This window comes from Flavobacterium sp. GW823-FHT04A11 (assembly GCF_058796535.1).
On the sequence record NZ_CM179503.1, the window covers coordinates 2,065,001 to 2,091,295 of the forward strand.

General features: G+C 34.1%; 20 protein-coding genes and 1 tRNA gene. 14 read left to right on the plus strand and 7 right to left on the minus strand.

Features of this window, described 5'->3' with window-relative positions; all coding sequences use genetic code 11:
• The first annotated feature begins 84 nt into the window (after positions 1-84).
• The 12 genes from mraY to AC3QL1_RS09080 all read left to right on the plus strand — a co-directional run bounded on the left by mraY (position 85) and on the right by AC3QL1_RS09080 (position 18,228).
• Positions 85-1,314, plus strand: a complete 1,230-nt coding sequence (mraY, locus tag AC3QL1_RS09025; protein WP_492496924.1) for a phospho-N-acetylmuramoyl-pentapeptide-transferase — start codon at positions 85-87, stop codon at positions 1,312-1,314.
• Entirely contained in the window at positions 1,315-2,646 is a 1,332-nt protein-coding gene (murD, locus tag AC3QL1_RS09030) for a UDP-N-acetylmuramoyl-L-alanine--D-glutamate ligase (protein WP_492496926.1), read from the plus strand.
• Positions 2,647-2,728: 82 nt separating this feature from the next.
• Positions 2,729-4,048: an FtsW/RodA/SpoVE family cell cycle protein gene (locus tag AC3QL1_RS09035; protein ID WP_492496927.1), complete on the plus strand. Its 1,320-nt coding sequence runs from the start codon at positions 2,729-2,731 to the stop codon at positions 4,046-4,048.
• Between the two features lie 45 nt (positions 4,049-4,093).
• Positions 4,094-5,179 carry an undecaprenyldiphospho-muramoylpentapeptide beta-N-acetylglucosaminyltransferase gene (gene murG / locus AC3QL1_RS09040; RefSeq protein ID WP_492496929.1) on the plus strand — a complete coding sequence of 362 codons (1,086 nt, stop codon included), beginning with the start codon at positions 4,094-4,096 and terminating at the stop codon, positions 5,177-5,179.
• A gap of 156 nt (positions 5,180-5,335) precedes the next feature.
• Positions 5,336-6,685, plus strand: coding sequence for a UDP-N-acetylmuramate--L-alanine ligase (gene murC / locus AC3QL1_RS09045; protein ID WP_492496931.1), 1,350 nt, complete (start codon positions 5,336-5,338; stop codon positions 6,683-6,685).
• On the plus strand, positions 6,672-7,394 hold the full coding sequence (locus tag AC3QL1_RS09050) for a cell division protein FtsQ/DivIB (RefSeq protein ID WP_492496933.1): 723 nt from the start codon (positions 6,672-6,674) through the stop codon (positions 7,392-7,394). The genes murC and AC3QL1_RS09050 overlap by 14 nt, the downstream gene beginning before the upstream one ends.
• Before the next feature lie 6 nt (positions 7,395-7,400).
• The gene (ftsA, locus tag AC3QL1_RS09055; RefSeq protein WP_492496935.1) at positions 7,401-8,825 is read left to right on the plus strand and encodes a cell division protein FtsA; all 1,425 of its coding nucleotides are present in this window, start codon (positions 7,401-7,403) and stop codon (positions 8,823-8,825) included.
• Between the two features lie 84 nt (positions 8,826-8,909).
• Complete coding sequence (gene ftsZ, locus AC3QL1_RS09060; protein WP_492496937.1) at positions 8,910-10,886, plus strand: cell division protein FtsZ; 1,977 nt, start codon at positions 8,910-8,912, stop codon at positions 10,884-10,886.
• Positions 10,887-11,089: 203 nt separating this feature from the next.
• On the plus strand, positions 11,090-11,539 hold the full coding sequence (locus tag AC3QL1_RS09065) for a GatB/YqeY domain-containing protein (protein ID WP_074659845.1): 450 nt from the start codon (positions 11,090-11,092) through the stop codon (positions 11,537-11,539).
• Between the two features lie 72 nt (positions 11,540-11,611).
• Positions 11,612-11,685: transfer RNA gene (locus AC3QL1_RS09070), tRNA-Arg, on the plus strand.
• 607 nt (positions 11,686-12,292) lie between these two features.
• Positions 12,293-17,266 carry an MBG domain-containing protein gene (locus AC3QL1_RS09075; RefSeq protein WP_492496939.1) on the plus strand — a complete coding sequence of 1,658 codons (4,974 nt, stop codon included), beginning with the start codon at positions 12,293-12,295 and terminating at the stop codon, positions 17,264-17,266.
• A gap of 62 nt (positions 17,267-17,328) precedes the next feature.
• The gene (locus tag AC3QL1_RS09080) at positions 17,329-18,228 is read left to right on the plus strand and encodes a PorP/SprF family type IX secretion system membrane protein (protein ID WP_492496941.1); all 900 of its coding nucleotides are present in this window, start codon (positions 17,329-17,331) and stop codon (positions 18,226-18,228) included.
• A 114-nt stretch (positions 18,229-18,342) separates the two neighbouring features.
• Here the strand turns inward: AC3QL1_RS09080 and AC3QL1_RS09085 are convergent, their stop codons facing one another.
• The 4 genes from AC3QL1_RS09085 to AC3QL1_RS09100 form a co-directional block, all read right to left on the minus strand.
• Positions 18,343-19,089, minus strand: coding sequence for a hypothetical protein (locus AC3QL1_RS09085; RefSeq protein WP_492496942.1), 747 nt, complete (start codon positions 19,087-19,089; stop codon positions 18,343-18,345).
• Between the two features lie 81 nt (positions 19,090-19,170).
• Positions 19,171-20,037, minus strand: a complete 867-nt coding sequence (locus tag AC3QL1_RS09090) for a class I SAM-dependent methyltransferase (RefSeq protein WP_492496944.1) — start codon at positions 20,035-20,037, stop codon at positions 19,171-19,173.
• 5 nt (positions 20,038-20,042) lie between these two features.
• Positions 20,043-20,507 (minus strand): Mpo1 family 2-hydroxy fatty acid dioxygenase, encoded by a 465-nt coding sequence (locus AC3QL1_RS09095; RefSeq protein ID WP_492496946.1) that lies wholly within the window; start codon positions 20,505-20,507, stop codon positions 20,043-20,045.
• Positions 20,508-20,588: 81 nt separating this feature from the next.
• Positions 20,589-21,290 (minus strand): gasdermin, encoded by a 702-nt coding sequence (locus AC3QL1_RS09100; RefSeq protein WP_492496947.1) that lies wholly within the window; start codon positions 21,288-21,290, stop codon positions 20,589-20,591.
• 266 nt (positions 21,291-21,556) lie between these two features.
• On the opposite strand from AC3QL1_RS09100, the gene AC3QL1_RS09105 reads away from it, so the two are divergent.
• Positions 21,557-22,111 carry a DUF4494 domain-containing protein gene (locus tag AC3QL1_RS09105; RefSeq protein ID WP_492496948.1) on the plus strand — a complete coding sequence of 185 codons (555 nt, stop codon included), beginning with the start codon at positions 21,557-21,559 and terminating at the stop codon, positions 22,109-22,111.
• 361 nt (positions 22,112-22,472) lie between these two features.
• Here AC3QL1_RS09105 and AC3QL1_RS09110 read toward each other — a convergent pair whose 3' ends face one another.
• The 3 genes from AC3QL1_RS09110 to AC3QL1_RS09120 all read right to left on the minus strand — a co-directional run bounded on the left by AC3QL1_RS09110 (position 22,473) and on the right by AC3QL1_RS09120 (position 25,512).
• Positions 22,473-23,702, minus strand: coding sequence for a TMEM143 family protein (locus AC3QL1_RS09110; protein WP_492496950.1), 1,230 nt, complete (start codon positions 23,700-23,702; stop codon positions 22,473-22,475).
• A 265-nt stretch (positions 23,703-23,967) separates the two neighbouring features.
• Positions 23,968-24,603 carry a hypothetical protein gene (locus AC3QL1_RS09115; protein ID WP_492496952.1) on the minus strand — a complete coding sequence of 212 codons (636 nt, stop codon included), beginning with the start codon at positions 24,601-24,603 and terminating at the stop codon, positions 23,968-23,970.
• Between the two features lie 441 nt (positions 24,604-25,044).
• Positions 25,045-25,512 carry a hypothetical protein gene (locus AC3QL1_RS09120; protein ID WP_492496953.1) on the minus strand — a complete coding sequence of 156 codons (468 nt, stop codon included), beginning with the start codon at positions 25,510-25,512 and terminating at the stop codon, positions 25,045-25,047.
• A 281-nt stretch (positions 25,513-25,793) separates the two neighbouring features.
• Between AC3QL1_RS09120 and AC3QL1_RS09125 the strand changes: the two genes are divergently transcribed.
• Positions 25,794-26,213, plus strand: coding sequence for a DoxX family protein (locus AC3QL1_RS09125; RefSeq protein ID WP_492496955.1), 420 nt, complete (start codon positions 25,794-25,796; stop codon positions 26,211-26,213).
• Positions 26,214-26,295: the final 82 nt, after the last annotated feature.

Sequence of the window (26,295 nt, forward strand, 5' to 3'; positions counted from 1 at the left end):
TAATTGATTATTCGTTTCATCGAATAATTAGGAATCAGACTAACGAATAAACAAATTAACGATTAACCAAATAAACCAAGATATATGCTATATTATTTATTTGAATATTTGAGAAAAACATTAGACATGCCGGGAGCAGGGGTTTTTCAGTACATCACTTTTAGATCGGCTTTAGCATTTATGCTTTCGCTGCTTTTATCCACGATTTACGGAAAACGGGTTATCAATTTTCTGCGTAAGCAACAAGTTGGTGAAACAGTTCGTGAGCTTGGTCTTGCGGGTCAAAATGAAAAAGCCGGAACGCCAACAATGGGTGGTCTGATTATCATTTTTGCTACGCTTGTTCCGGTTTTATTGTTTGCCCGTTTGCAAAATATTTACATCGTATTGCTTATTGTAACCACACTTTGGATGGGAACAATTGGTTTTGTGGATGATTATATTAAAATATTCAAAAAAGATAAACAAGGACTTAAAGGTATTTTTAAAGTTATTGGGCAAGTTGGTTTAGGACTTATTGTAGGTACGGTTTTGTATTTTAATCCTGCCGTTACTGTGAGAACTGATACCGGAAGAACAGATATCTACAGAGATGTAAATACAACTGTTGTCGTGCCGGCTCCAATTGAAGAAAAATCTACGGCAACTACGATTCCTTTCGTAAAAAATAATGAATTTGATTATGCTGAAATTTTATCGTTTTTAGGAGACGGATATGAAAAATGGGCATGGTTGATTTTTATTCCGGTGGTTATTTTTATCATCACGGCAGTTTCTAACGGAGCTAATTTAACAGATGGAATTGATGGACTCGCCGCAGGAACCTCGGCAATATCAGTCCTCGCCCTCGGAATATTTACGTTTGTATCCGGAAATATTATTTTCTCAAATTATCTGAATATCATGTATATCCCCAATTCGGGAGAAATGACGGTATTTATATCCGCTTTTGTGGGGGCATTAATTGGATTCCTCTGGTACAATTCATATCCCGCCTCTGTGTTTATGGGTGATACAGGAAGTTTAACGATTGGTGGAATCATTGCAGTTTTGGCAATTGCCGTTCGTAAAGAAATATTGATTGTGTTATTCTGTGGAATTTTCCTTGCAGAAAGTGCTTCAGTGATTATTCAGGTAGCATATTTTAAATATACAAAGAATCGTTTTGGCGAAGGCCGAAGAATTTTCCTGATGTCGCCATTGCATCATCATTATCAGAAAAAAGGTTATCACGAAAGTAAAATCGTAACCCGTTTCTGGATTGTTGCCATCATGTTAGCCATATTGTCAATTGTTACTTTAAAATTAAGATAAATGAGGCTTGTAGTGTTAGGTGGAGGAGAAAGTGGCGTTGGAACGGCTATTCTCGGAAAGAAACAGGGATACGAAGTTTTCGTATCTGATTTTGGAAAAATAAAAGAAAGTTATAAAGAAGTTCTTATCATAAATGGGATTGCCTGGGAAGAAGAGCAACATACAGAAGACCTGATTTTGAATGCCGATGTCGTCATGAAAAGTCCGGGAATTCCGGAAAAATCTCCGATCGTTAAGAAGCTTATTGCGGCGGGAGTTCAGGTGATTTCGGAAATTGAATTTGCAAAACCGTTTACCGAAGCTTTAACAATTGGAATTACGGGTAGTAACGGTAAAACTACCACAACAATGTTAACGCATCACTTGCTAAAGTCAGCAGGATTGAATGTAGGTTTGGGAGGAAACATCGGAAAGAGTTTTGCCTGGCAGGTAGCCGAAAATAAATACGACGCATACGTTCTTGAATTAAGCAGTTTTCAGCTTGACGGAATCATAGATTACAGGCCGGATATTGCGATAATTACCAATATAAGTCCTGATCATTTAGATCGATATGATTATAAATATGAAAATTATATCAATTCGAAATTCCGAATAACAATGAACCAGACGGAAAGTGATTATCTGATTTACGATGCAGATGATGAAGCAAGTACAGAATGGTTAAAAAATAATAAAACAAAAGCAAAATTAATTCCTTTTTCACTGACAAAAAGTTTTGACGAAGGAGCTTCTATAAATAACAACAAAATGGAAATAAAGATCAACCAAGAAGAGTTTACAATGGAAACAGAATACATTGCGTTAGAAGGAAAACATAATATGAAAAATGCAATGGCAGCAAGCTCTGTAGCAAAATTGATGCAAATTAGAAATGCAACAATTCGCGAAAGTTTATCAAATTTTCAAGGTGTTGAACACCGTTTAGAAAAAGTATTGAAAATTCAGAATGTACAATACATCAACGATTCAAAAGCAACAAATGTAAACGCTACTTTCTTTGCGCTGGATAGTATGAATGTACCAACAGTATGGATTGTGGGTGGTGTTGATAAAGGAAACGATTACAACGAATTAATGTCATTAGTTCGTGAAAAAGTAAAAGCAATTATTTGTTTAGGAATCGATAATCAAAAAATAATCAATGCTTTTGGAAACGTTGTTGACATCATGGTAGAAGTAAACAACATGAACGATGCTGTAAAAACGGCACAAAGATTAACAGAAAAAGGTGATGCAGTTTTGTTATCTCCAGCCTGCGCAAGTTTCGATTTATTCGAAAACTACGAAGATCGTGGAAAGCAATTCAAACAAGCAGTTCATAACCTGTAAAAATAGTTTCAAGTTTCAGGTTTCACGTTATGTAGGAACTTGAAACTTGAAACAAAACAAACTTGAAACAAAAATCAGAATTATGAAAGAACTAGTAAATAAATTAAAAGGAGACAGAGTAATATGGTCATTCGTGGCTTTATTAGCATTGTTTTCGTTTATGCCTGTTTTTAGTGCGAGTAGTAATTTAGCTTATATCGGTCACGGAACAGGAAATACGCTGGGTTATCTGGTAAAACATTTGGCACACATTTGTATTGGTTTCATGATTATTTACTGGGTGCATAAAGTGCCGTATCATTATTTCAGAGCCATTTCTAAGATAGCTTTGCCGGTTGTATGGATTTTACTGTTGTATACTTTATTGAAAGGAACAGTAATTGCCGGAGCAAATGCAAGCCGTTGGATTCAGGTTCCGTTTATCGGAATCACGTTTCAGACTTCGACTTTGGCGTCAATTGTTTTGTTCATTTATGTAGCACGATATTTATCAAAAACCAAGGAAGAAAATGAGCCGTTTCAAACCTCATTTGTACAGCTTTGGATTCCGGTTTTTATCACGCTTGCATTGATTTTACCGGCTAACTTTTCGACTACGGCTTTGATTTTTTCAATGGTAATGATGCTAACATTTATTGGTAAATATCCATTAAAATATATCGGTTTTATAATTGGTTCAGGAGTAGCAATGCTGGTATTCTTTTTATTGGTTGCCAAAGCATTTCCTGATTCGAGATTTTTTAGCAGGGTTTCAACCTGGGAAAGTCGTATTGCCAACTTTACAACTGATAAACCTGATGAAGACGATTATCAGATAGAAAAAGCAAAAATTGCCATTGCATCTGGAAGATTAGGAGGTTTGGGACCTGGAAAAAGTGTTCAGAAAAACTTTTTACCACAATCTTCTTCCGATTTTATTTATGCCATTGTTGTGGAAGAATATGGTTTAGTGGGCGGAGTTTCGATCTTGCTTTTATATTTATTGTTATTGTTCCGATTTGTAATCGCTTCGCATAAAGCCAATACATTATTCGGAAAATTAGTTGTCGTCGGACTCGGATTTCCGATGATATTTCAGGCGATGATTAATATGGCGGTTGCAGTAGAATTATTGCCGGTAACCGGACAAACACTTCCGTTGATAAGTAGTGGAGGTAGTTCGATCTGGATGACGTGTTTTTCTCTTGGAATTATCATTAGTGTAACTAAAAAAGACGAAGAAATCGTAGAAGAACAGCAGGAAAAAGAAAGAAGAAAAGAAGCACTTCAAAGATTAATTGATAAAGAACTGGCAGAAGAAGATTTGCCTGTTGATGAAAGAGAAGAAATTTATGAAGGAGAACCAATGTATTCTATCGAGGACAATTCAAGAAATCCGATGAATGCAGTTTTGAATAAATAAAGAATAAGAATAAAGTAGTTTTTTAAGCGAATAACTTTTAAAAATATGACAAATTATAAATTCATATTAAGTGGTGGCGGTACAGGAGGACATATCTATCCTGCGATTGCGATTGCAAATGAATTAAAATTGCAATTTCCTGATGCTGAGTTTCTTTTTGTAGGTGCCAAGGATAAAATGGAAATGCAAAAAGTACCGCAGGCAGGTTACGAAATAAAAGGACTTTGGATTGCCGGCATACAAAGAAAATTGACATTGCAAAATATGATGTTTCCGCTAAAACTGGCAACAAGTTTGTTAGAGTCAAGAAGAATCATCAAACAATTTAAACCGAATGTAGTGATAGGAACGGGAGGTTTTGCCAGCGGACCATTATTACAGGCAGCTGGAGGAGCAGGAATTCCGACAGTAATTCAGGAGCAAAATTCGTTTCCCGGTATCACAAATAAATTGCTTAGTAAAAAGGCAAATGCCATTTGTGTTGCTTATGAAAATTTAGAGCGTTTTTTCCCAAAAGAAAAAATTGTTCTGACAGGAAATCCGGTTCGTCAGGATTTAATTGATATTGATAGTAAAAGAGACGAAGCGATTGCGTTTTATGGCTTAGATCCAAATAAAAAAACATTATTGGTTTTAGGCGGAAGTTTAGGTGCGAGAAGAGTGAATCAGTTAATTGAATCAGAATTGCAAACGATACTTTCTCAGGATGTTCAGATTATCTGGCAATGCGGGAAATTATATTTTGAAGATTATAAAAAGCACAATCAGCAAAGCGTAAGAGTGATTGATTTTATTGAAAGAATGGATTTTGTTTACGCTGCGGCAGATGTGATTATTTCACGCGCAGGAGCATCATCAGTTTCGGAGTTATGTATTGTGGGGAAACCGGTAATTTTTATTCCGTCGCCAAATGTAGCCGAAGATCATCAGACAAAAAATGCACAGGCAATTGTAGATGCAAAAGGAGCTGTTTTGTTGAAAGAATCAGAATTGGAAAGTCAGTTTAGTATTGTTTTTGAAGCTTTATTGAAAGATCACGGAAAACAAATCCAATTGAGCGAAAACATTAAAAAACTGGCAAGACCTGATGCTGTAAAAGTTATAGTAGAAGAAATTAAAAAGTTGTTATAATATAACTTTTTAAAGAAATTATAGAACAAAATAAAAAAATTAGAACGCTATTTTTAAGCGTTTTGAGTTATTAAAGTAAGAAAAATACAAAGGCTTAATTACTAGTTTTTTATAGGAAAAAACAAACTTGTAAATAGCTCAAAATTAAAAATTGAAATGAATTTAAATCAAATACAAAACGTTTATTTTATTGGTATTGGAGGCATCGGAATGAGTGCTCTGGCCCGTTATTTCAAATATATTGGAAAACAGGTTTCAGGCTACGACAAAACGCCATCAATGCTAACAAATGAATTAATTGAAAGTGGTATTGATATTCATTTTGAAGACAATATTAATTTGATTCCAAGTGACTATTTTGTAGAAAATACATTAGTCATTTTTACTCCTGCGGTTCCAATTACACATTCAGAGTGGAATTATTTCATAGAAAGACATTACGAGGTTAAAAAACGCGCTGAAGTTCTGGGACTTATCACAAAAGATACGTTTAGTTTTGCGGTTGCGGGAACGCATGGAAAAACCACAACATCAAGCATTTTAGGGCATATTTTATATGAAAGCGGAGCAGATGTTACAGCTTTTGTGGGAGGAATTGTAGAGAATTACAACTCGAATTTAATTGGAAGCGGAAAAACCGTTACAGTTGTAGAAGCAGATGAATTTGACCGTTCATTTTTGCATTTGCATCCTAATATTGCGTGTATCACTTCGATGGATGCAGACCATTTGGACATTTACGGAACCAGCGAGGCTATTGAAGCTTCATTTGTAGAATTTGCTTCGAAGGTTGAAAATAAAAACAATCTTTTTATAACTAAAGAATTACCGATTGAAGGAGTTCAATGTGCTATAAATGAAGATGCTGTATATAAAGCTTTCAATGTAAGAATAGAAAACGGAAGTTATGTTTTTGATGTGCAGACGCCATCAGAAATCATGAAAGATTTACGTTTTGGATTGCCTGGAAAACACAATTTGATGAACGGATTAATGGCTATTGCGATGGCAAAAACTTTCGGAACTTCGACAGATTCGATTGCAAAAGCGCTAGCCTCTTTTAACGGTATAAGAAGACGTTTTTCGTATCAGATTAAGTCTAATAAATTAGTTTATATAGATGATTATGCACATCATCCAACAGAAATAAACGCTGTACATCAAGCAGTTAGGGAATTGTATCCAAATCGTAAAGTTTTGGCAATTTTTCAGCCGCATTTGTTTAGCAGAACAAGAGATTTTGCTGATGGTTTTGCGGCCAGTTTATCTCAGTTTGATGAAGTGTTTTTGATGGATATTTATCCGGCACGCGAATTACCGATGGAAGGGATTACATCAGAATGGCTGTTGGAAAAAATGACAAATTCGAACAAAAAAATTGTTGCAAAAGAAGATTTATTAGCGCAAATCAAAGCCAGTGATGCGCCAATAATTGTGACAATAGGAGCTGGAGATATTGGTGAAATGGTGCCGTCAATTAAAAAAATGCTCAATGAAAATATTTAATTGGTCCAATATTAGATTGGTGCTCATTTTTGGGCTTGTACTTTTTTTGTACTCGTTCGCCCAGCATCGAAACGGGAATAGAAAACTGAAAAAATCGACAGTTGTTTTTGTAGGAGAAAATACTTTGTTTGTAAGACCTGAAGCGGTTAATAAATTGTTAATAGAAAATAAAAGGGACGCTTCCAGTATCCGAAAAGATGAAGTAGATTTGAATAAGATAGAAAAAAACCTTGATACGCAAGACATGATTGAAAAGTCAGATGTATTTGTAAGTATCGACGGCGTTCTAAAAGCGATAGTAAAACAGAAGACACCAATAGCAAGAGTTTATGATGGTGATAACTCTTTTTATATTGACTATGAGGGAAATAAAATGCCCTTATCAGACAATTTTACAGCGCGGGTTCCTCTTGTTTCAGGGGCAATAAATAAAAAAAATAACGAAGATTTAGCTACCTTATTTCGCACAATTTATGACGATGCGTTTTTGAAAAAAAACATCATTGCAATTCAAATTATGCCTAATGGTAGCCTAAAAATGTTTAATAGAAATTATAATTACTTCATCGATTTTGGCAGAACGATGAATGTTGATAAGAAATTTAGAAACTATAAGGCCTTTTTTCAAAAAGCAGTTTTAGATAGTTCGTTATATAAATACAATAAGATTGACCTGAGGTTTACGGAACAAGTAGTTTGCACAAAATAATAGAAAATGGAAAAAGATAACATTGCAGTAGGTCTAGATATTGGAACCACCAAAATAGTTGCCATGATAGGCAAGAAGAACGAGTATGGCAAGTTGGAAATTTTGGGTATTGGTAAATCCAAAAGTCTGGGTGTGGCGAGAGGTGTTGTAAACAACATTACGCAAACTATTCAGTCAATTCAACAAGCTATTTTAGAAGCAGAAAATAATTCAGGTTATAAAATAAAAGATGTTGTTGTTGGTATTGCCGGACAGCACATCAGAAGTATTCAGCATACAGATTACATCAGCCGTAGTAATCCGGAAGAAGTAATTGGCGAAAATGATATTCAGCTTTTGATTGACCAGGTAAATAAACTGGCCATGTTACCGGGAGAAGAAATTATTCATGTTTTGCCGCAGGAATTTAAAATCGACGGACAATCTGAAATTAAAGAACCAATCGGAATGTACGGCGGAAGATTAGAATCTAGTTTTCACGTAGTGGTTGGTCAGGCATCTTCTATCAGAAATGTGGGAAGATGTATTCAGAGTTCAGGAATTGAATTATCCGGATTGACATTAGAACCATTGGCGTCGGCAGATGCGGTTTTGAGTCAGGAAGAAAAAGAAGCTGGTGTAGCGCTTATAGATATTGGTGGCGGAACAACTGATTTGGCCATTTTTAAAGATGGAATTATTCGTCATACTGCAGTAATTCCTTTCGGAGGAAACGTAATTACAGAAGATATCAAAGAAGGATGTTCTATTATCGAAAAACAGGCTGAGCTTTTAAAAATAAAATTCGGATCGGCATGGCCGGGAGAAAATAAAGACAACGAGATTGTTTCTATTCCGGGATTAAGAGGAAGAGAGCCAAAAGAAATTTCGCTTAAAAACTTATCTAAAATTATTCATGCACGTGTTGTGGAAATTGTAGAGCAGGTTTTTGCAGAAATTAAGGCTTACGGACACGAAGATCCACGCAAGAAATTAATCGCAGGAATTGTTCTTACAGGTGGTGGTGCTCAACTAAAGCACATAAAACAATTAGTAGAGTATATTACTGGTATGGACACTAGAATTGGATATCCAAACGAGCATTTAGCAGGAAATTCAAGCGAAGAAATTTCAAGTCCGTTGTTTGCAACAGCAGTTGGTTTAGTGATGAACAGTATCGAAAATAGTACGCAAAGTGCTGTTAGAATGGAAATTGTAAACGAACAGCCAAAAGTAGTTTACAGAAATGTTCCGCCACAAGTGCAACAACCTGTTCAGCAGCGATACGAAGTTGAAGAAAACTACGTTGAAAGAGTAGAAACTTTTGAACCGCCAAGAGAAGTTAGAAATAATGTGGCGACAAAAGACGAGTCTACCGAAACAAAAATAAGAAGATCATTTTTTGATCGTTATGTCGATAAAATCAAAGATTTTTTAGACAACGCAGAATAATAGAATAATAAACGAAAAGGATTACTTTTTGCCCCAAGTCAAGAAGTAAAAAATGTATTTAATAAGAATTTCAAAACCAAAAAGATGATGAGCAACTCAGAATTTGGAAGTATTTCATTTGATTTACCGAAAAACCAATCAAATGTGATCAAAGTAATAGGTGTCGGTGGAGGCGGAAGTAACGCAATCAACCACATGTTCAAGCAAGGTATTAAAGGGGTAGATTTTATCGTTTGTAATACAGATTCACAAGCACTTCAAAATAGTGCTGTACCAAATAAAATTCAATTAGGGATGAACCTGACAGAGGGTCTTGGAGCAGGAGCAAATCCTGACGTAGGACAACAATCTGCTATTGAAAGTATTGCCGATATCGAAAAAATGTTAGATCGTGGTACTAAAATGGTATTTATTACCGCTGGTATGGGTGGTGGAACAGGTACTGGGGCTGCTCCGGTTATTGCACAATTAGCAAAAGAAAGAGAAATTTTAACAGTTGGTATCGTGACAATTCCTTTTCAGTTTGAAGGGAAAGTGCGTCAGGAACAAGCGCTTTTAGGAATCGAAAAGTTACGTAAACAAGTAGATTCGCTAATCGTAATCAACAATAATAAATTAAGAGAAGTATATGGAAATCTTGGTTTCAAAGCCGGATTCTCAAAAGCGGATGAAGTTTTGGCAACAGCCTCAAGAGGTATAGCTGAAGTAATTACGCACCACTATACTCAAAATATCGATTTACGTGATGCCAGAACTGTGCTTGCAAACAGTGGAACTGCGATCATGGGATCTTCTGTTGCCGAAGGTGAAAACAGAGCAAAAGATGCGATTATTTCTGCATTGGATTCTCCGTTGTTAAACGACAACAAAATTACAGGAGCCAAAAACGTATTGTTGCTTATCGTTTCTGGATCAAACGAAATTACGCTTGATGAAATTGGAGAAATCAACGATCATATTCAGGCAGAAGCAGGTTACAATGCTAATATTATCATGGGAGTTGGTGAAGACGAAACTCTTGGTGAGGCTATTGCCGTAACTATTATTGCTACTGGTTTTGACGTTGAACAACAAAATGAAATCGTAAATACAGAGCCTAAAAAAATCATTCATACGTTAGAAGATGAGCAAAGAAGTGTTCATAATTTAACGAACAGAGCACTTGCTTCTTTTGATTCAACAAGCAATACACCAACTGCAAAATCAGAAGAAAAAATTGTTTTTGAATTAACGGAAGATACGGCTGTTGCTCCCGTAAATCCAACTCCGGTTGCTGTTGCTCCAGTAATCAATCAGGATGAATTAGTAGTAATGTCAGAGTTTATTAAAAATCTTGATGTAACTTTTGAAATCGTTTCGCCAATTACAGATATCGATTTTACTATTTCAGCTCCACAGACTCAGGCTTTTCAGGAAGTAAAACCTGTTCAGCAAAGGGTATTTGAAAAAGAAGAACAAACCACTTTTTCTTTTGATCTACCTCTTTTCAGAGCTGAGCCGGAAGTGAAAAAAGAGCCTGTTGTTGAAGACAATAGAGTTTTGTTTGAATTAACAAACGAAACCCGCAATATAAAAGTGAATGACCCGGTTTCATTTGTACCGGTAACGGAACTTTCTGATAACGGAATCATTAAATATTCTTTAGAGGAATATATGGAGGTTGAGAATGATTTAATCACATCAAAACCAGTTGAAAAAGTGGTTGAAGATGTTGTTCCTGAGGAACTAAATATCACATTGAAACCAAGAGTTGATTTTGCACAGGAAGCTGCTTTTACAACTACAGATCATGCTTCGCCGATGGAATTAACTATTGAAGAAACATTGCGTTTAAGAGCAGAAGAAAGAAGAAAGAAACTAAAAGAATTTAATTATAAATTCCATAACAATGTTTCAAGAATTGATGAACTTGAAAAAGAGCCGGCTTACAAAAGATTAGGTATCGATCTTTCAAACAATCAATCAAATACAACCAATTCAAGAATTTCTGTTGGCACAGATAGTAATAATGATTTGCAATTGCGTTCAAATAATTCATTTTTGCACGATAACGTAGATTAATTTTACATTCATAATAATAGGATAACCCGAAAATTGGATTTAATTTTCGGGTTATTTTTTTTATCTTCGCACAGAATTTAGAAATTTGACTTCTTTACTCAGGAATTAAAGTGAATTTCTATTGTTAGTTCAGACCTAGTCGAAAACAACTTTCAAATATTAATGAATTTATAAGCAATGCTTATTCAAATAAAAACAAACAAATGAGTTTACAAACATTAATCATGGACGAGATTAAAACGGCCATGAGAGCAAAAGATACAGTGGCTTTAGAGGCTTTGAGAGCTATTAAATCAGAAATGTTATTAGCTGCAACTGCTTCAGGTTCTAAAGAAGAATTAACAGAAGACGATGAAGTAAAATTACTTCAGAGATTGGTTAAAACACGTAAAGAAAGCGCAAGAATATTTACAGAGCAAAACCGTCCTGATTTGGCAGAACCGGAATTAGCTCAGGTTGCTGTAATCGAGAAATTTTTGCCTGCACAATTAAGTGAAGAAGAAGTAGAAGCTGTGGTTGCAAAAATCATTGCTGAAACAGGCGCTTCAGGAATTGCATCAATGGGAAAAGTTATGGGATTAGCATCTGCACAATTAGGCGGAACTGCTGAAGGAAAAACAATTTCTGCAATTGTAAAAAAACTTTTAGTTTAAATAATATTAGATTTTAGAGTTCAGATTTTACATTGAATCTGAATTCTAAAATCATAAATCTAAAATAAAAAAGACCGCGTAGTTCAACTGGATAGAATATCAGATTTCGGCTCTGAGGGTTGGGGGTTCGAACCCCTCCGCGGTCACAACAAAAGGCAAAATACTTAATGTATTTTGCCTTTTTTTTGCCAAAAAATAAGGCTGGCTTATTTTTCATATTCTTTTTTCCAATTTCTACTACATCTCATTTGGTTTTCTAATCACATTTTATTTCTTATTTAAAGTGAGATAGCATAGTTTACTCGTACCGCAACAAATTCTGATCAGTACCAGCTTCCTTTTTCTTTTTAATTCCACTGTTTGTAATAAATGTCTTTATCTATTCATCTAAAAACTTTTAAAGGAAGTATTAGATACTTATAGTTGCAATATTTGAATAATCAAATAACGGCATCTCCCGTAATTAAAGGACTTGCGAATGTTTTTCTGCAATAGTTTTGCAATCAGCGTATTATACTTATTATTTCTTTTTATGGAAATAGCGATCACTTATTAAAGTGATTTTTTTATGAGAATTTAAAAACAAATGGTAGTGAATTTTATGGAATTGTTTTAAAGATTGTTGGAGTTGAAAGTTAAAAATGGAGTGAAAATAAATTTAAAAATGAATTAAAAAACCAAAATGGATGAGTAGAAAATTAGAAGCATGAATTAAAAAAACTAAAACAAAAAATGGATAGAAATAAAATAAAAATGAACAAAAATTTACTTATTGTATTAGCCTTTCTTTTATTTAATATAGGGTATGGGCAAACATTCAAAACATGGACAGGTGCCACGAGCACAGCATGGGAAACAGGTTCAAACTGGGACACTGGAGAAGCACCTACATCAGTAGATGATGTACTAATAACTAATGCTGTTAATCAACCTGTAATATCTGATCTGGGAGCATCCTGTGCCGCTCTTATATTGTCAAATTCAACTGCGGGCAGTGATGTTACTCTTACTGTAAAGACAGGATCTTTTACTACAGCATCAATAACAATGAATAGTACTGGCGGAAATACCAGTGATTGTAGTTTAAGAATTGGAGCAGGAAAAATAAGTGTTACAGGAAATATCGTAATGACAGGCAACGACCTTCAAAACGATGTAACTTTTTCAGGAGCTGGAAATTTATCAATAGGAGGAATAATGAACGGCGGAACATTAAATTCCAATGGAGTAGGAACTGTAACTTATAATGGCATAGGAACACGAAATGTAGGTACCTATACTTATAATAATTTGACATTTTCCGGGAGCGGTGTCAGAACTGTAACTCCGGACGTAATAGTAAACGGTACTTTTAGTATGGCGGGTATAGCAAAAGCTTCTGCAGCTCCAACGTATGGTGTCAATGCTGCTTTACAATATAGCGGAGTAGCCATTACAGTTGGTCCGGAATGGATCACACCATTTATTGCAAAGGGAGGAATTGAAATTATTCAAGGCACCACGGTTACCCTGAATAGTACTATTCAATCAGAAAAAAGATTTAACGATGGAGTGCAACTTCTTATAAATGAAGAAGCTTCATTACTTGTAACGAATACTGAATTATATTTCGGAGGTAACTTTATCAATAACTGGGGCTCTTTAACTACAGATAAATTTGTTTATTTAACGGGAGGAGTGAATCAGACTATTGCAAGTTTTACATCTACAGAAGGAATTTCTATGATTAAAAGTGCTGGTGTAGCAACTTTTACAGGAAATATGAATACAAAAAATCTTATCATTAATGGTTTAGGAACACTTAATTTAGGGACGGGTTTAACTCATACTGTCACTGGTGACTGGACTAGAACAGATGGAACATTGAATGCAGGTTCTTGTATTTTCAAAATTTCAGGAAATGTTGTTGGTAATGGAGGTAAGTTTAACGGAGGTACCAGTACAGTGGAATTTAATGGCGGTTCACAAAATTTAGGAACGGGCTCTATAATATATAATAATCTTACATTATCAGGAACTGCAACTAAAACTTTTGGTGCAAAAACTACAATAAATGAAACTTTTTCAATAGTAAATGGCGTAGTTGCTGATCTGACGGCTAATTTGGTACATACAGCCAAAACTATAAAACTAGGCATTACACCCGGATCTGGTGGATCATGGGGAAGCTCACTTTCAAATGCAGTTAATAAAAACAACACATTTTTTTCTTCTAATAACGGTATCGTAAATGTTGGACCAACAATAGTAATAGACAAAAATAGCTTAGCAGGATTAACTACAATTTATGGTACGCCATCGGTATCTGGTAATTTTACTTTATCCGGGACTGCTATGGTTGGAGGAATTTTGGCTACTGCGCCTGAAGGATTCGAATTAAGTACAGATGGAGTTACTTTTTCTGATACAATTAGTGTAGGAACGGTAGCTTATATTCCATCAACAAAAGTTTATGTTCGATTGAAGGGAACAATTGCGGTAGGTGGTTATTCAGGTAATATAGTTTTGACAAGTACTGGTACAACTACTATAAATATCCCAATCTTTATAAGTACAGTAAATAAAGCGCCGCTTACAATTACTGCAAATGATACTTCTAAAGTTTATGGATCTGATAATCCCGTTTTAACAGCAAGTTATGCAGGTTTCGTAAATGGTGATACTGATGCAAGTTTAGCAACACCAGTTACAATTACAACAACTGCAGTTAAAGGAAGTTCGGTAGGAACTTATGCAATCACAGCTAGTGGAGCGGATTCATCAAATTATAACATTACTTATGCAAATGGTAAATTGACAATTACTGCTGCAACATTATCTATTGCTGCAAATGATGCTACTAAAGTTTATGGATCAGATAATCCCGTTTTGACTGCAAGTTATGTTGGGTTTGTAAATGGCGATACTCAAACGAGTTTGACGACAGCAGCAAAAATTGAAACGACAGCAGTTAAAGGAAGTCCAATAGGAACTTATGAAATTACAGCTAGCGGAGCAGTTTTAGCGAACTATAATATTACTTATACAAATGGTAAGTTAACTATTACTCCTGCAGCTTTACTTATTACTGCAAATAATAATAGTAAAGTTTATGGATCAGAAAATCCGGTTTTAACAGCAAATTATGTTGGTTTTGTAAATGGAGATACTGAAGCAAGTTTAACGACAGCAGCAAAAATTGAAACAACAGCAGTTAAAGGAAGTCCAATAGGAAATTATGCAATCACAGCTAGTGGAGCAGCTTTAGCGAACTATAATATTACTTATACAAATGCGTCATTAACTATTACTCCTGCAGCTTTACTTATTACTGCAAATAATAATAGTAAAGTTTATGGATCAGAAAATCCGGTTTTAACAGCAAGTTATGTTGGTTTCGTAAATGGAGATAATGAAGCAAGTTTAACAACACCTGCAACAATTGCAACCCCTGCAGTTAAAGCAAGTCCAATAGGAACTTATGCAATCACAGCTAGTGGAGCGGCATCATCGAATTATATTATTACTTATGGATCTAATGCATCACTAATTATTAATCCTGCAGTCTTATCTGTAATTGCAAATGATAAGAATAGAGTTTACGGATCAGACAATCCGGTTTTAACAGCAAGTTATATTGGTTTCGTAAATGGAGATACAGTAACAAGTTTAACAACACCTGCAATAATAGCAACTACTGCAGTTCAGGGAAGTCCAATAGGAACTTATGCAATCACGGCTAGTGGAGCGGTATTATCAAATTATACTATTAATTATACAAATGGGATATTAACTATTACTCCTGCTAACTTAACTATTACAACTGTAAGTCAGCAAAGGGAATATGGTATTGACAATCCGGTTTTAACGGCGAATTATATTGGTTTTGTAAATGGCGATACTGAATCGATTTTAACGAAAGCAGTAAAGATAGAAACTGCAGCAACAAAAGGAAGTCCAGTAGGAACTTATGCAATTACAGCTAGTGAAGCAATTTCGCCAAACTATACTATTACTTACGGAGCAAATGCATCATTAGTTATTACTCCTGCAGCCTTAACTATTACAGCAGATAATCAGCAAAGACAGTCTGGTATTGAAAATCCGGTTTTAACAGCAAGTTATGTTGGATTTAGAAATGGAGATACTGAAGCTAATTTAACTACACAGGCTAAAATAACAACGATAGCAGTTAAAGAAAGTCCGGTAGGAGAATATGACATTACAGTTGATCAAGCAACTTCATCAAACTATACTATTACCTTTAAAAAAGGTATTTTAACTGTGATTAAATCCAGTAATGCAGGTTTAACAGATTTAGCAATAAGCGAAGGTACATTAAGTCCGGTTTTTGCAGAAGGAACTAAAGACTATACAGTTACAGTACCTAATAATGTTGAAAACATTACTGTAACACCAGTTACTTCAGATCCTACAGCTACAGTTACAGTAAATGGAGAAATAGTGCCTAGTGGAACTCCAAGCGATAAACTTCCGTTAGTAGTGGGGAAAAATGAGATTGTTACTACAGTTATCGCTCAGGACGGAACGATTAACACATATACAATAATTGTTACAAGAGAGCCTTCTAATAATGCAGGTTTAATCGATTTAGCAATAAGTGAAGGTACATTAAGTCCGGTTTTTGCAGAAGGAACTAAAGACTATACAGCTACAGTAACTAATAATATTGAAAATGTTACATTGACACCAATAACTGCAGATTCTACAGCAGTGGTGATAATAAATGGAAAAGTAATACCTAGTGGAACTCCAAGCGATAAATTTCCATTAGTAGTAGGGAAAAATGAAATCATTACTACGGTTACAGCTCAGGACGGAACGATTAGCACTTATACAGTAATTGTTACAAGGGAACCTTCAAGTAATGCAGGTCTGACAGATTTAGTTATCAGCGAGGGAGTATTAAGTCCGGCTTTTGCAGAAGGAACCAAAGATTACACAGCTACAGTACCTAATGATGTTACAGGTATTACAGTTACGCCAGTTAGCGCTGATCCTACAGCTGTAATAACAGTAAATGGAGAAGTAGTACCTAGTGGAAGTGCTACAAAAGAAATTCCTTTAAAAGTAGGAGAAAATGAAATCATTACTACGGTTACAGCTCAGGATGGAACAATTAGTACTTATACGGTAATTGTTACAAGAGAACCTTCTAATGAAGCAGGTTTATCAGATATCGCTTTAAGTGATGGTACTTTAAGTCCGGCGTTTAATACAGATACAAAAGATTACAGAGTAGAAGTGCCAAATGAAACGGATTCTATTGTTATTACACCTAAACCAATCGATCCAACTGCAACAGTTGTGATGGTAGTTGACGGAGTAACTATTACCGATATTACAGCTCCGATAGATTTGAAAGTAGGAGATAATGTGATTACAGTTGTGGTTACAGCTCAGGATGGAACACAAGAAACATATACTGTTATTGTAAACAGAGCAGATGCTTTACCGAAGGCAATTATACCTACAAATGTTATTACTCCAAACGGAGATGGCAAAAATGACTATTGGGTAGTGGAAGGTCTGGATAAATATCCAAACAATTCAGTTAAAGTTTTTGACAGAGCAGCAAGATTAGTGTATTCTAAAAATAATTATAACAGCGATTGGGATGGTTCTTATAAAGGATCTCCACTTAACGAAGACACTTATTACTATCTAATTGACCTAGGAAATGGTTCACCTAAAATTAAAGGATTCATTTCAATCATTAGAAACTAAAAATCTAGAGCAAAGAAACAAAATAGTAAAATGGTTAGATGTAACCACACAGAAATAAAACAATGAAAATAAAATCTATAAAAGCAATCTACTTACAGGTTCTTATGTTCCTGATAATAGTAGGAACAAACTCCGCAAATGCGCAGTTAACAGAATACGAGTCTATGTATTTTCAAAATCAATATATTAATAACCCTGCGATGGCAGGGTTAGAAGAAGGAGTGAAACTGAATCTGGGTTACCAAAGACAATGGGATGAAGTTCCGGGGAATCCAATATTAATGAATGCTACTTTCGAATACAATTCCGGAAACAGAGCAGGACTTGGATTAAATGTAACAAGTGACAGAGCCGGATTAATCAACAGAACAAGAATAATGGGTACTTACGCTTATCATTTACCGATAGGAGCCGAGGAAAAACTTAATTTCGGATTATCTGTAGGAGCAAAATTTTCTTCAATTGATTATGGGAAAATGGTAGGTGATAAAGATGACGTAGTACTGCAGAATTTTAATGAAGGAGCAAATATAGATGCAGATTTAGGGATTGCGTATACCAGCAGATTATTGACAGTGCAGGCCTCTGTGCCAAAACTTCATAATCTTTTTTATGAAAATGATAATGGAGTGAAAAATTATGCAGATCGCTCTACTTTTTATTCAGCGGTAAGTTACAAAATCCTGTTATCAAACCAGGATGAAAACCTAAATGTCGAGCCATTGGTTGCTTACAGGGGTATTAAAGGACACAAGGATATTTTAGATATGGGAGGAAGATTTAATTTTCCGGATTATAAAATGAACCTTTCGGCGTTCTATCATACCAACAAAACTGTTTCAACAGCATTTGGACTTTCACTTGATGAATTTGGTGTTTTCCTGGCTTACTCTAAATATTTTGGAAGTTTAGGGGCTTATGCAAATAACACTTTCGAAGTAGGATTGAATTACAAAATGTAATTAAGAGTTTGTATAACAATAAAATAGAGGATTTGTCTTCTCAGCAAAAGCCAGTGAAATTAAATCACTGGCTTTTTTGATTTTAGTAATAAGAATCAGTTTTAAATTCTAAAACTATTCTTCAAAAACTTTTTCAGTATCGATTGGATTATTTTCCTGATATAATTTTTTGCCAATAATACCTTTATCACCAAGAGCACGTCCTTTTATCAGCCAGGCAATTCCGAAAGCAAAAAGAGCAAGCGCTTCAAAAACTAAAGTCGAATAAGAAAACAATTTCAAGGCTTCTGAAATAGGTACCATTACAATAAAAACGAGAATTGAATAGCCGCAAAATCTGTAAATATTATTTTCGTTTAGAATGCTTTTAGGATCTCTGGTTTCGTTTTTCTGACCAATTGTAAAAACATTAATCGACAACAAAGCCATAATCAAAAACAATAAAGCGGCAAAGGTATAATGAAGCCATCCGAGCCATTTTTCGGGATAGGGAATTAAAGTGTAAATTTTAATGGCAAAGTCATCAGGATTCACCGGAATTAATGCCACACCAATTGCCATTATTCCGGCAATATTGGTGAGTAAATTATCGTTTTTCCAGATTGAAGCATTACTTGTACCTTTGTAGCAAATCAAAAATAAACCCACAGCACATAAAGTTCCTGTGAAAATTTCCCTGAGATTAGTAAAATAAAAATCACTAATGGAAGGCTGAAGCGGTGTTTTGAAAAATGAAATAAAAGACAAGCCAACCAAAAGTATAGGCAAACTTATTCCCAAATAACCAATTGAACGCCTGATTCTTCTGTAAGTAAAAATATCATCGCGTTCGATTTCAATTTCTGTGTTGTTTATTTTCATAATTTTTATTCTTATAGTAATAAATTTATGATATGATATTGTACTATAATTGAGATCTGCATTAAAAAAAGACAGTAAATATTATTGCTTTTTTCCAACGGCGGTTCTGTAAAATTCGTAACCTTTTTCAGATCGGTTAGGCAGAAATCTTTCCCGATATTCATTAGCTCCTAAATCTTCTATAAGTTCGATATCAAACTGTTTTAAATAATCTGGTAATTCACTTGGTATAAAGCCAAAAGTCCAATGTTCTTCCAGTTCTTTAAGATCTTCTAAAAGTTTTTCACCACGTAAAAACGAGCTGGGATTATAGAGAATTTCTTTATGTACATAAGTAAATATGACATAGCTGTTTTTTGCAAACTTAGAAATGAAAGAAAATGTGTTTTTCACAGCTTCTTCGCTTAAATAATTGGTTACACCTTCCCATATTGTGGCAGTGGGTTTAGAAAAATCTAAATTGTGTTCTAATGCTAATTGATCCAGATCTTGGTTGTTAAAATCAATTTGGAGAAATTTTACATTTTCAGGAATTCTGCCGATGCGATTCTGATAAATTTTGGCTTTAAAATTTGATGTATTGGGATGATCAATTTCTATAACAGGAACAGATTTTAGAAAATCAAGACGTATAGCTCTCGTATCAAAGCCAGCACCTAATATGATAATTTGCTTTACATTGTTTAATATAGCAGTTTCAAGCAGCTCATCAATATATTTTGTTCTGGCAATTCCTGAAGATAAAGCACCCGGAATCTTTTTTTGTATCGTATTACTTATATATTTTGCAATAATTGAATACCTCGACAAACGCGTTACAAATCTCAACTTTAAATCCAAAAAATAAATTGCGTAAGGGTCAGAGAATAGTTTGTTTTTGCGTTTAGTTTCTAATGCTCTAAAAAAAGCCATATATTGAGCCGTTCTGCTTGTTCTTTCTGCTTTCATATGCCTTACTTTCTGGAAAACAAATTCTCTACAACCCAAGCCGGACCAATCATTAAAAACTGAAGATCTTTTAAAAAAGACGGTTTTTTGCCTTCAATATTATGTCCGTAAAATTGACCAATCCAGGCAATTACAAACACGCCAACAGAGAACATCCACAAAGGTAAAACTTGCGCCATATAGTAATTAACGACCAAACAAATAGCAGAAAAAATTGCAATTTTTATAGCCATCGCAACGGATAACCGGATGTAAAAAATAAGTACAAAAAGTAAAACTATAACAGCCCAATTTTCGATAATGGGAGCATTCAGTTTTAAAGTATTGGCAATAATATCACTCGGAATACTCATGAGCAAACCTACGATCGAAAAGTAAATTGCCGGAACGCAAACATAATGTATTGCTTTGTTTTTTGGGTTTTGATGACTTACGGCATATTCGTCAAACCATTGGTCTAATGTTCTCATTTTTTTGGGTTTAGATAGTATAACAAATCTATTAAAATTTTTCTGACTTTGTTTAAGCCAGAAAAATTTACCAACCCGTTTTTAGAAGATATTAATATTATCTGTTACCAATATGAGTTTTTTAAAGCGGCTTCTGTCAAAATCTATTCTGCTGGCCTGAACTGCAATTGGAAAAAAAACACCCATGTTTGAAGTCATTTTTAATTTATTCTGGTTGTTTATTGTAAAATCCAGTTTACCATCGGCAATTGCATTCAAATTGGCAATTAAAGAAGCTTCTACCGTAAAATCAGTCTCAATATCTACGACAAGATTTTTGGCAAAAACAGTTCCTGTGATAAGAAGAATATTGTTTTGATTAGCATTTTTTAGCAATGCTGGATTGGGATGCAGAAAATCAACAGAGAAAAAATATTCTTCGAGATTTCCCAATGCATATTCTTTGGTTACCGAATTCTCATAACTGATTGTTACGGTTTTGCCGGATTTGATTTTTGCAGAAATTTCAAAAGTGCCAAGTCCTAATGTTTTCAGGATTTCTTCCAAAAGTGTAATTCCAATATTGAAACCGTAATCGTCTTTTTTAGTATAATCAACACTTAACGCCGGATTTTCTATTTCTATTAATTCAACATCACTCTTAAATGCGTGGCTGATATTAGCATAATAAAGCTGAGCTTCGTCAAACGGTTTTTTCAGCCATAATTGCAGCGGTTTATGACTTCTTATTGGTCCTTCGATTAAATCATAACCCTGATCGCCTAAAAATTTAGTAAGTTTCATTTTGTTGTTTTTTAAATTCTACACTAGTTTTGGGGTTTTGGTATTATTGTTTTTTACTGTATTATACTTACAAACTTATTAAATATTTGTCAGTTTATTTCATGGTTTAGAATAGCATTATGTTAAATCATCAGCAAAAAATAAATCATAAAAGAGCAAAAAAATCGATATCATAATTTATCTCAAATTGTGAATATCTATTTTAGGAATTAAGAATTTTTATTTCCTTTAAAATCTATCTTTGGCAACCTTAAAAAAAATGATAAATGAGCGCAACTTGGTACGAATGCAAAGTAAAATATAGAAAAACAGATGATATCGGAACACAAAAGGTTACAACAGAACCTTATTTGGTAGACGCGATATCGTATACAGAAGCAGAAAGCAGAATTAACGAGGAAATGAAGGCGTATGTTAGCGAAGAATTTAAAATTACGAATATAAAAGTGGCAAATTATGCCGAAATTCATCCTTTTGAAAATGCAGATCGCTGGTTTAAATCGAAAGTTACCTTAATGGCTTATGATGAAGAAAGTGGAAAAGAACGCAAAACAAATATGTATCTTTTAGTTCAGGCAAATGATGTAAAAGAGGCGTATGACAACACAATTTCAGCAATGAAAAATACAATGGGCGATTACACAATTCCGGCTATTTCAGAATCGCCAATTATGGACGTTTTCCCATATTTCAGCGGAGAAGAAGGAGACCTGGAACAACTAGAAAGATTTAATGCCCTAAAAGCTTCTAAACCAGAAATTGTTTCAGTAGGAGATGCAGGCGAAAGTATAGAAGATCTTGTTGAGGTTGACAGCGAGTAATTCAGTTTTGATGATATAGAAAAAGAGAACTTTAGGTTCTCTTTTTTTGTTTTATCACAATTTATGAACTGCGTTTTTGTGTCATTTCGACGAAGGAGAAATCACATCCAGAGAGCAACGTACTGTGCGGATTCAGCAAATGCGATTTCTCTTTCGTCGAAATGACAAAACTAGACGAAAATACTATTATGAAAATGATTTCCCTAGCCCCGATAGAAGTGGAAATCCTTTTGTGGCGGGGTTCGCCGCAAAAGATTGAAACGGATAGCGGGATTAGCTCCTAAAAAAATCCGTTCTAATCCACGTCATCAGCGTTCATGACAAAGATTATAAAACGAGAATAAACAAAAGTCTACAAATTTCATTTCTGATTATAATCAAAAACATTATCCCACAGTTCATCAATTTGAATCAATGCTTTTTCTAACGGAATAACTTTCCATTTTCCATTAGTTTCAACACCGAGACCAATATTTTTGAGTTTTAGTAAAGCATCTTTTACATCAAAATCAAGATCGACCTGAAATGTTGTTTTAAACCAGGATTCTATTTGATTGTCAAGTTCCTGCGCCGTTAAAGGGTTTTCGCTTCTATGTAAAAAAGCATACGCCAGAATAGTTTCTTTTAATACTTCTTCTTCAGATGAATTTAAAAGTGAATAAAAAGCGCCGCTATTATTTCCCAGATTTTTAAAATACAAACTGTCCGAAAGCATTTTAGAATATCTGATTTTCTTGTTTACAAAATTATTGTATTGGCGAAAGCAATAAGCTGCTAAAATTCCCAAGGCAATTAATCCCTGATTTAAGGAAGTTTTACTGTTTAATAAATCAATTGTTTCACCAGTTTCATAAGCACCGTACATATTGATTAAGGCAGGAATTACTTTTGCACTCAACAACGAAATTCCACCAAAAAGCCCCGGAACCCAAAGCAGCATTTTATCTTTCAAAGACATTCTTGGAATCGCATTTGGGAAAATCGTTTCCAAATCATTTTTTGGAACACGCTTGAAGATTTTTAAACCAATAGAACCCGGATCAATTGGCATTTTTCCAAGTTTAACTTTGTTTTCTTTTAGATAATCGGCTTCGTTATAATTGAGGTAAATCATAACGCGATCGTAATATTCGATCTCGATTTCTTTCTTCCAGAAAATATATTTCTTTACTTTTTCTTTGGCTTTATGACTGCCGCGTACGTATAATTCATAGTCTTTAAAAGCATTAAAATCAATAGAAAGATTCAAACCAATCAAATCCGAATCTTTAAAAGCTTTGCTTAAAGTTTCCTGATCGATTCGGGTATAATTTCCACGTTCCAAAACTTGACGCAATGTTTCTTTAAAAACCGCAAAATCACTTTTGCCAATAAAACTTTCACGTTCCTTCAAACTCAAATCCGGATCGAATAAGGCGTAATTTTGTTTTAGATTTCGGTTAAGGTTAAAAGCTTCATAATGATAATAATGTTCGATAATATCGAATAGTTTTTTAAAATCATCTGCTTTTTTTTTGTCTTCAGAGAAAGTAACTATTTGTTGCTCGAGTAAGAATTCCTTATTAAAGGGAATATAATGTTCTCGTGTCATATTTGTAGGTTCTTGTAGGTTCGCGGTACTAAGCCTCAAAGATACAAAGGTTTTTTTTAAAAAGGGGCAGAGGTTCAGAGGGACAAAGTTGCAAAGGTTTTTGACATTCTACCGCAAAGTGAACAAAGTTTATTTTGAACTATGCGAAGTTTAGTAAAACCACAAAGTTCGCAAAGCTTTGTATAAAAACTTTGCGAACTTTGCGTAAACCTTTGCGAACTCTGCGGTTAAAAAAAACTCTCCGTTAAAAAAAGGCGTTTTAAAATCACGATTTAATTATCCTGAAACGTCCCGGATATTGAAGCCAAAGACTTTTTTTGTTGCCGTAATAATCCATGAAATCTTCACAAACAAAAACGGCATGAGCTGTAGAAAAGGCTACAACACCACAAAATTCACTTCCTGATTGTCTCTTTAACTTTTGAATTTGTTTTCCCTTTTTGAATCCTAAATATTTATAAATAGTTGGCGTATATACTTCACCATCTTCCAGGTCTTCCAAAGCTTTATCAAAAGTTTCCTTCTTCTCAATAATTTGCATGTATTTTGCCATAACAGCGTAAGTCAACACGGCATATTCAGTTATTTTTTCGCTTTCGGGATTATCTTTAATATAGACAAAACCGGCAGAAAAATTAGCTTTATCCACTTCCTCTTTTTTTAAATTAAAAGAAGCATTATTTTTTAATGTTATTTTATATAAACTATCGTTTACTTTTTCAGTGATAAAAAGATTATCCAATCCATAAACATTCAAAGAAGCTTTAATAAAAGCAATTGATGAACAGTTTGTGCGTTCTCCTTGTTTAAAACTTTCAAATATTTGATCAGAGCTCAATTGAGAGTAAGAATTGGAACAAATAAACATGAAAAATAAAAATGTAGAAGTAATAAATTTCATTGTCTTAGATTTTATATAGTTTCCGCTAATTTTGATACTATGTAGGATTGCAAATCTATAAAAATCAACGAATAATTAACGTTTTTACTTTTAACTTTTTTAAAAGTTATCAAGAGTATTCCAAATAAGCATTTTAAGTGCAAATGTTTTAAGCAAAGTCGGATAAATAGCTTGTGGAATTTGTGTTTATTTCATTATAATCTTTGTAATATTTTTTAATGAAGTAAACTTTACGAAACAGTGAAAAACAAAAAATGAGATTTTCAATCCTATAACAGATTTGAAATCTCACTTTATGCTCCAAAAATAATACTTTTAATAATTTCCTTTTGGGAAATTATAATTTATTCAAAATTATTCAGAGGCAATTTTACCACAAAATAAAGTTTTGGCAATGCGTATTTATACGTGTTTTTGAAGCAGACATTAAAAACTAGTGAACTAATTCGGTTCAGATTTTTTTAATTGAATTATTTTGTGAATGTATTGAAGTAAATTTTCTTTTTCTACTGAAAATACGGCTTTTTCATCTTCTGTTTTTAGATATAAATCGGCAATACTTTCAGCATCCATATTATTATTCTGATATTGAAATTCAATGTATTCTATTAAATTATCTATAAAAAGTTCCTGTAATCGTCCTTTTTCTAAAATTTCAGGATCGCCATTTTTTATTTTTTCAATTTCAGATTCCGGTAAATCAATAGTGAGATAGGTAATGTCGACCGGGACTTTTGCAAGCAGTTCTTCGGTAACTTTTCCCGATGCATCACAATAAGCGCAAGGACCGGGTGCCCATTTTAATTGTTTATTTAAGCGCCGTATATCTTCAGAATCTACAAATCTTTTTCCCAGACATCGTGGGCACTCTAAATTTGGTTTTTTAAATAAGAAATTGAAAAAGGTCATTTTTCTAAAATTTGGGGGTTATCGTTTTATAGCAGTGCGAAGATAATTATTTATGTAAGAAATTTATTTTAATGTTAATTGTTTTTTTGAACAGAAGGGTTTGTAGGGCACTTTTGAAATGTTTATTGAAGAAAAACTAAAAGTTCTAAAGCGCCTCAGTACATGGATATTACACAAGTATTTTATTACAAATTTGCAAATTGCTTATAAATTATTATAAGTAAATTTGAGTAAGAACATTGTTGATAAAATGTTGTCATAAAAAATTAAATCAAAACATAATGGAAAATATACAAACTACAAAAACTCAAAATTTCTTTAGAATATTATTAGGAATCTTTATGATCACGGCCGCCTTTGGTCATTTTACTTTTCAACGAGCCGATTTTCAGGCACAAGTTCCCAATTGGGTTCCAATGGATAAAGATCTTGTGGTAATACTTTCCGGAATTGTCGAAATAGCGCTGGGACTTGGTATGCTGTTTCTAAAAAAATACAGAGTATATGTCGGAATCGCGTTGGCAGGATTTTACCTATTAGTTTTCCCTGGCAATATCGCTCAATATCTAAACGGTACAAGTGCCTTCGGACTTGACACAGATCAGGCACGTTTGATTCGTTTGTTCTTTCAGCCTGTTTTGATTTTTCTGGCTTTGTGGTCTACCGGGGCGATTGGTTATTTGAGAGAAAAGATGTCGTAGATTTAAGAAGTACTTCAAATATTTAGAGGAATTATTTAGAGTGAAGTAATTTTTTACTGGAGTATATAAATTGAAAAAGAGA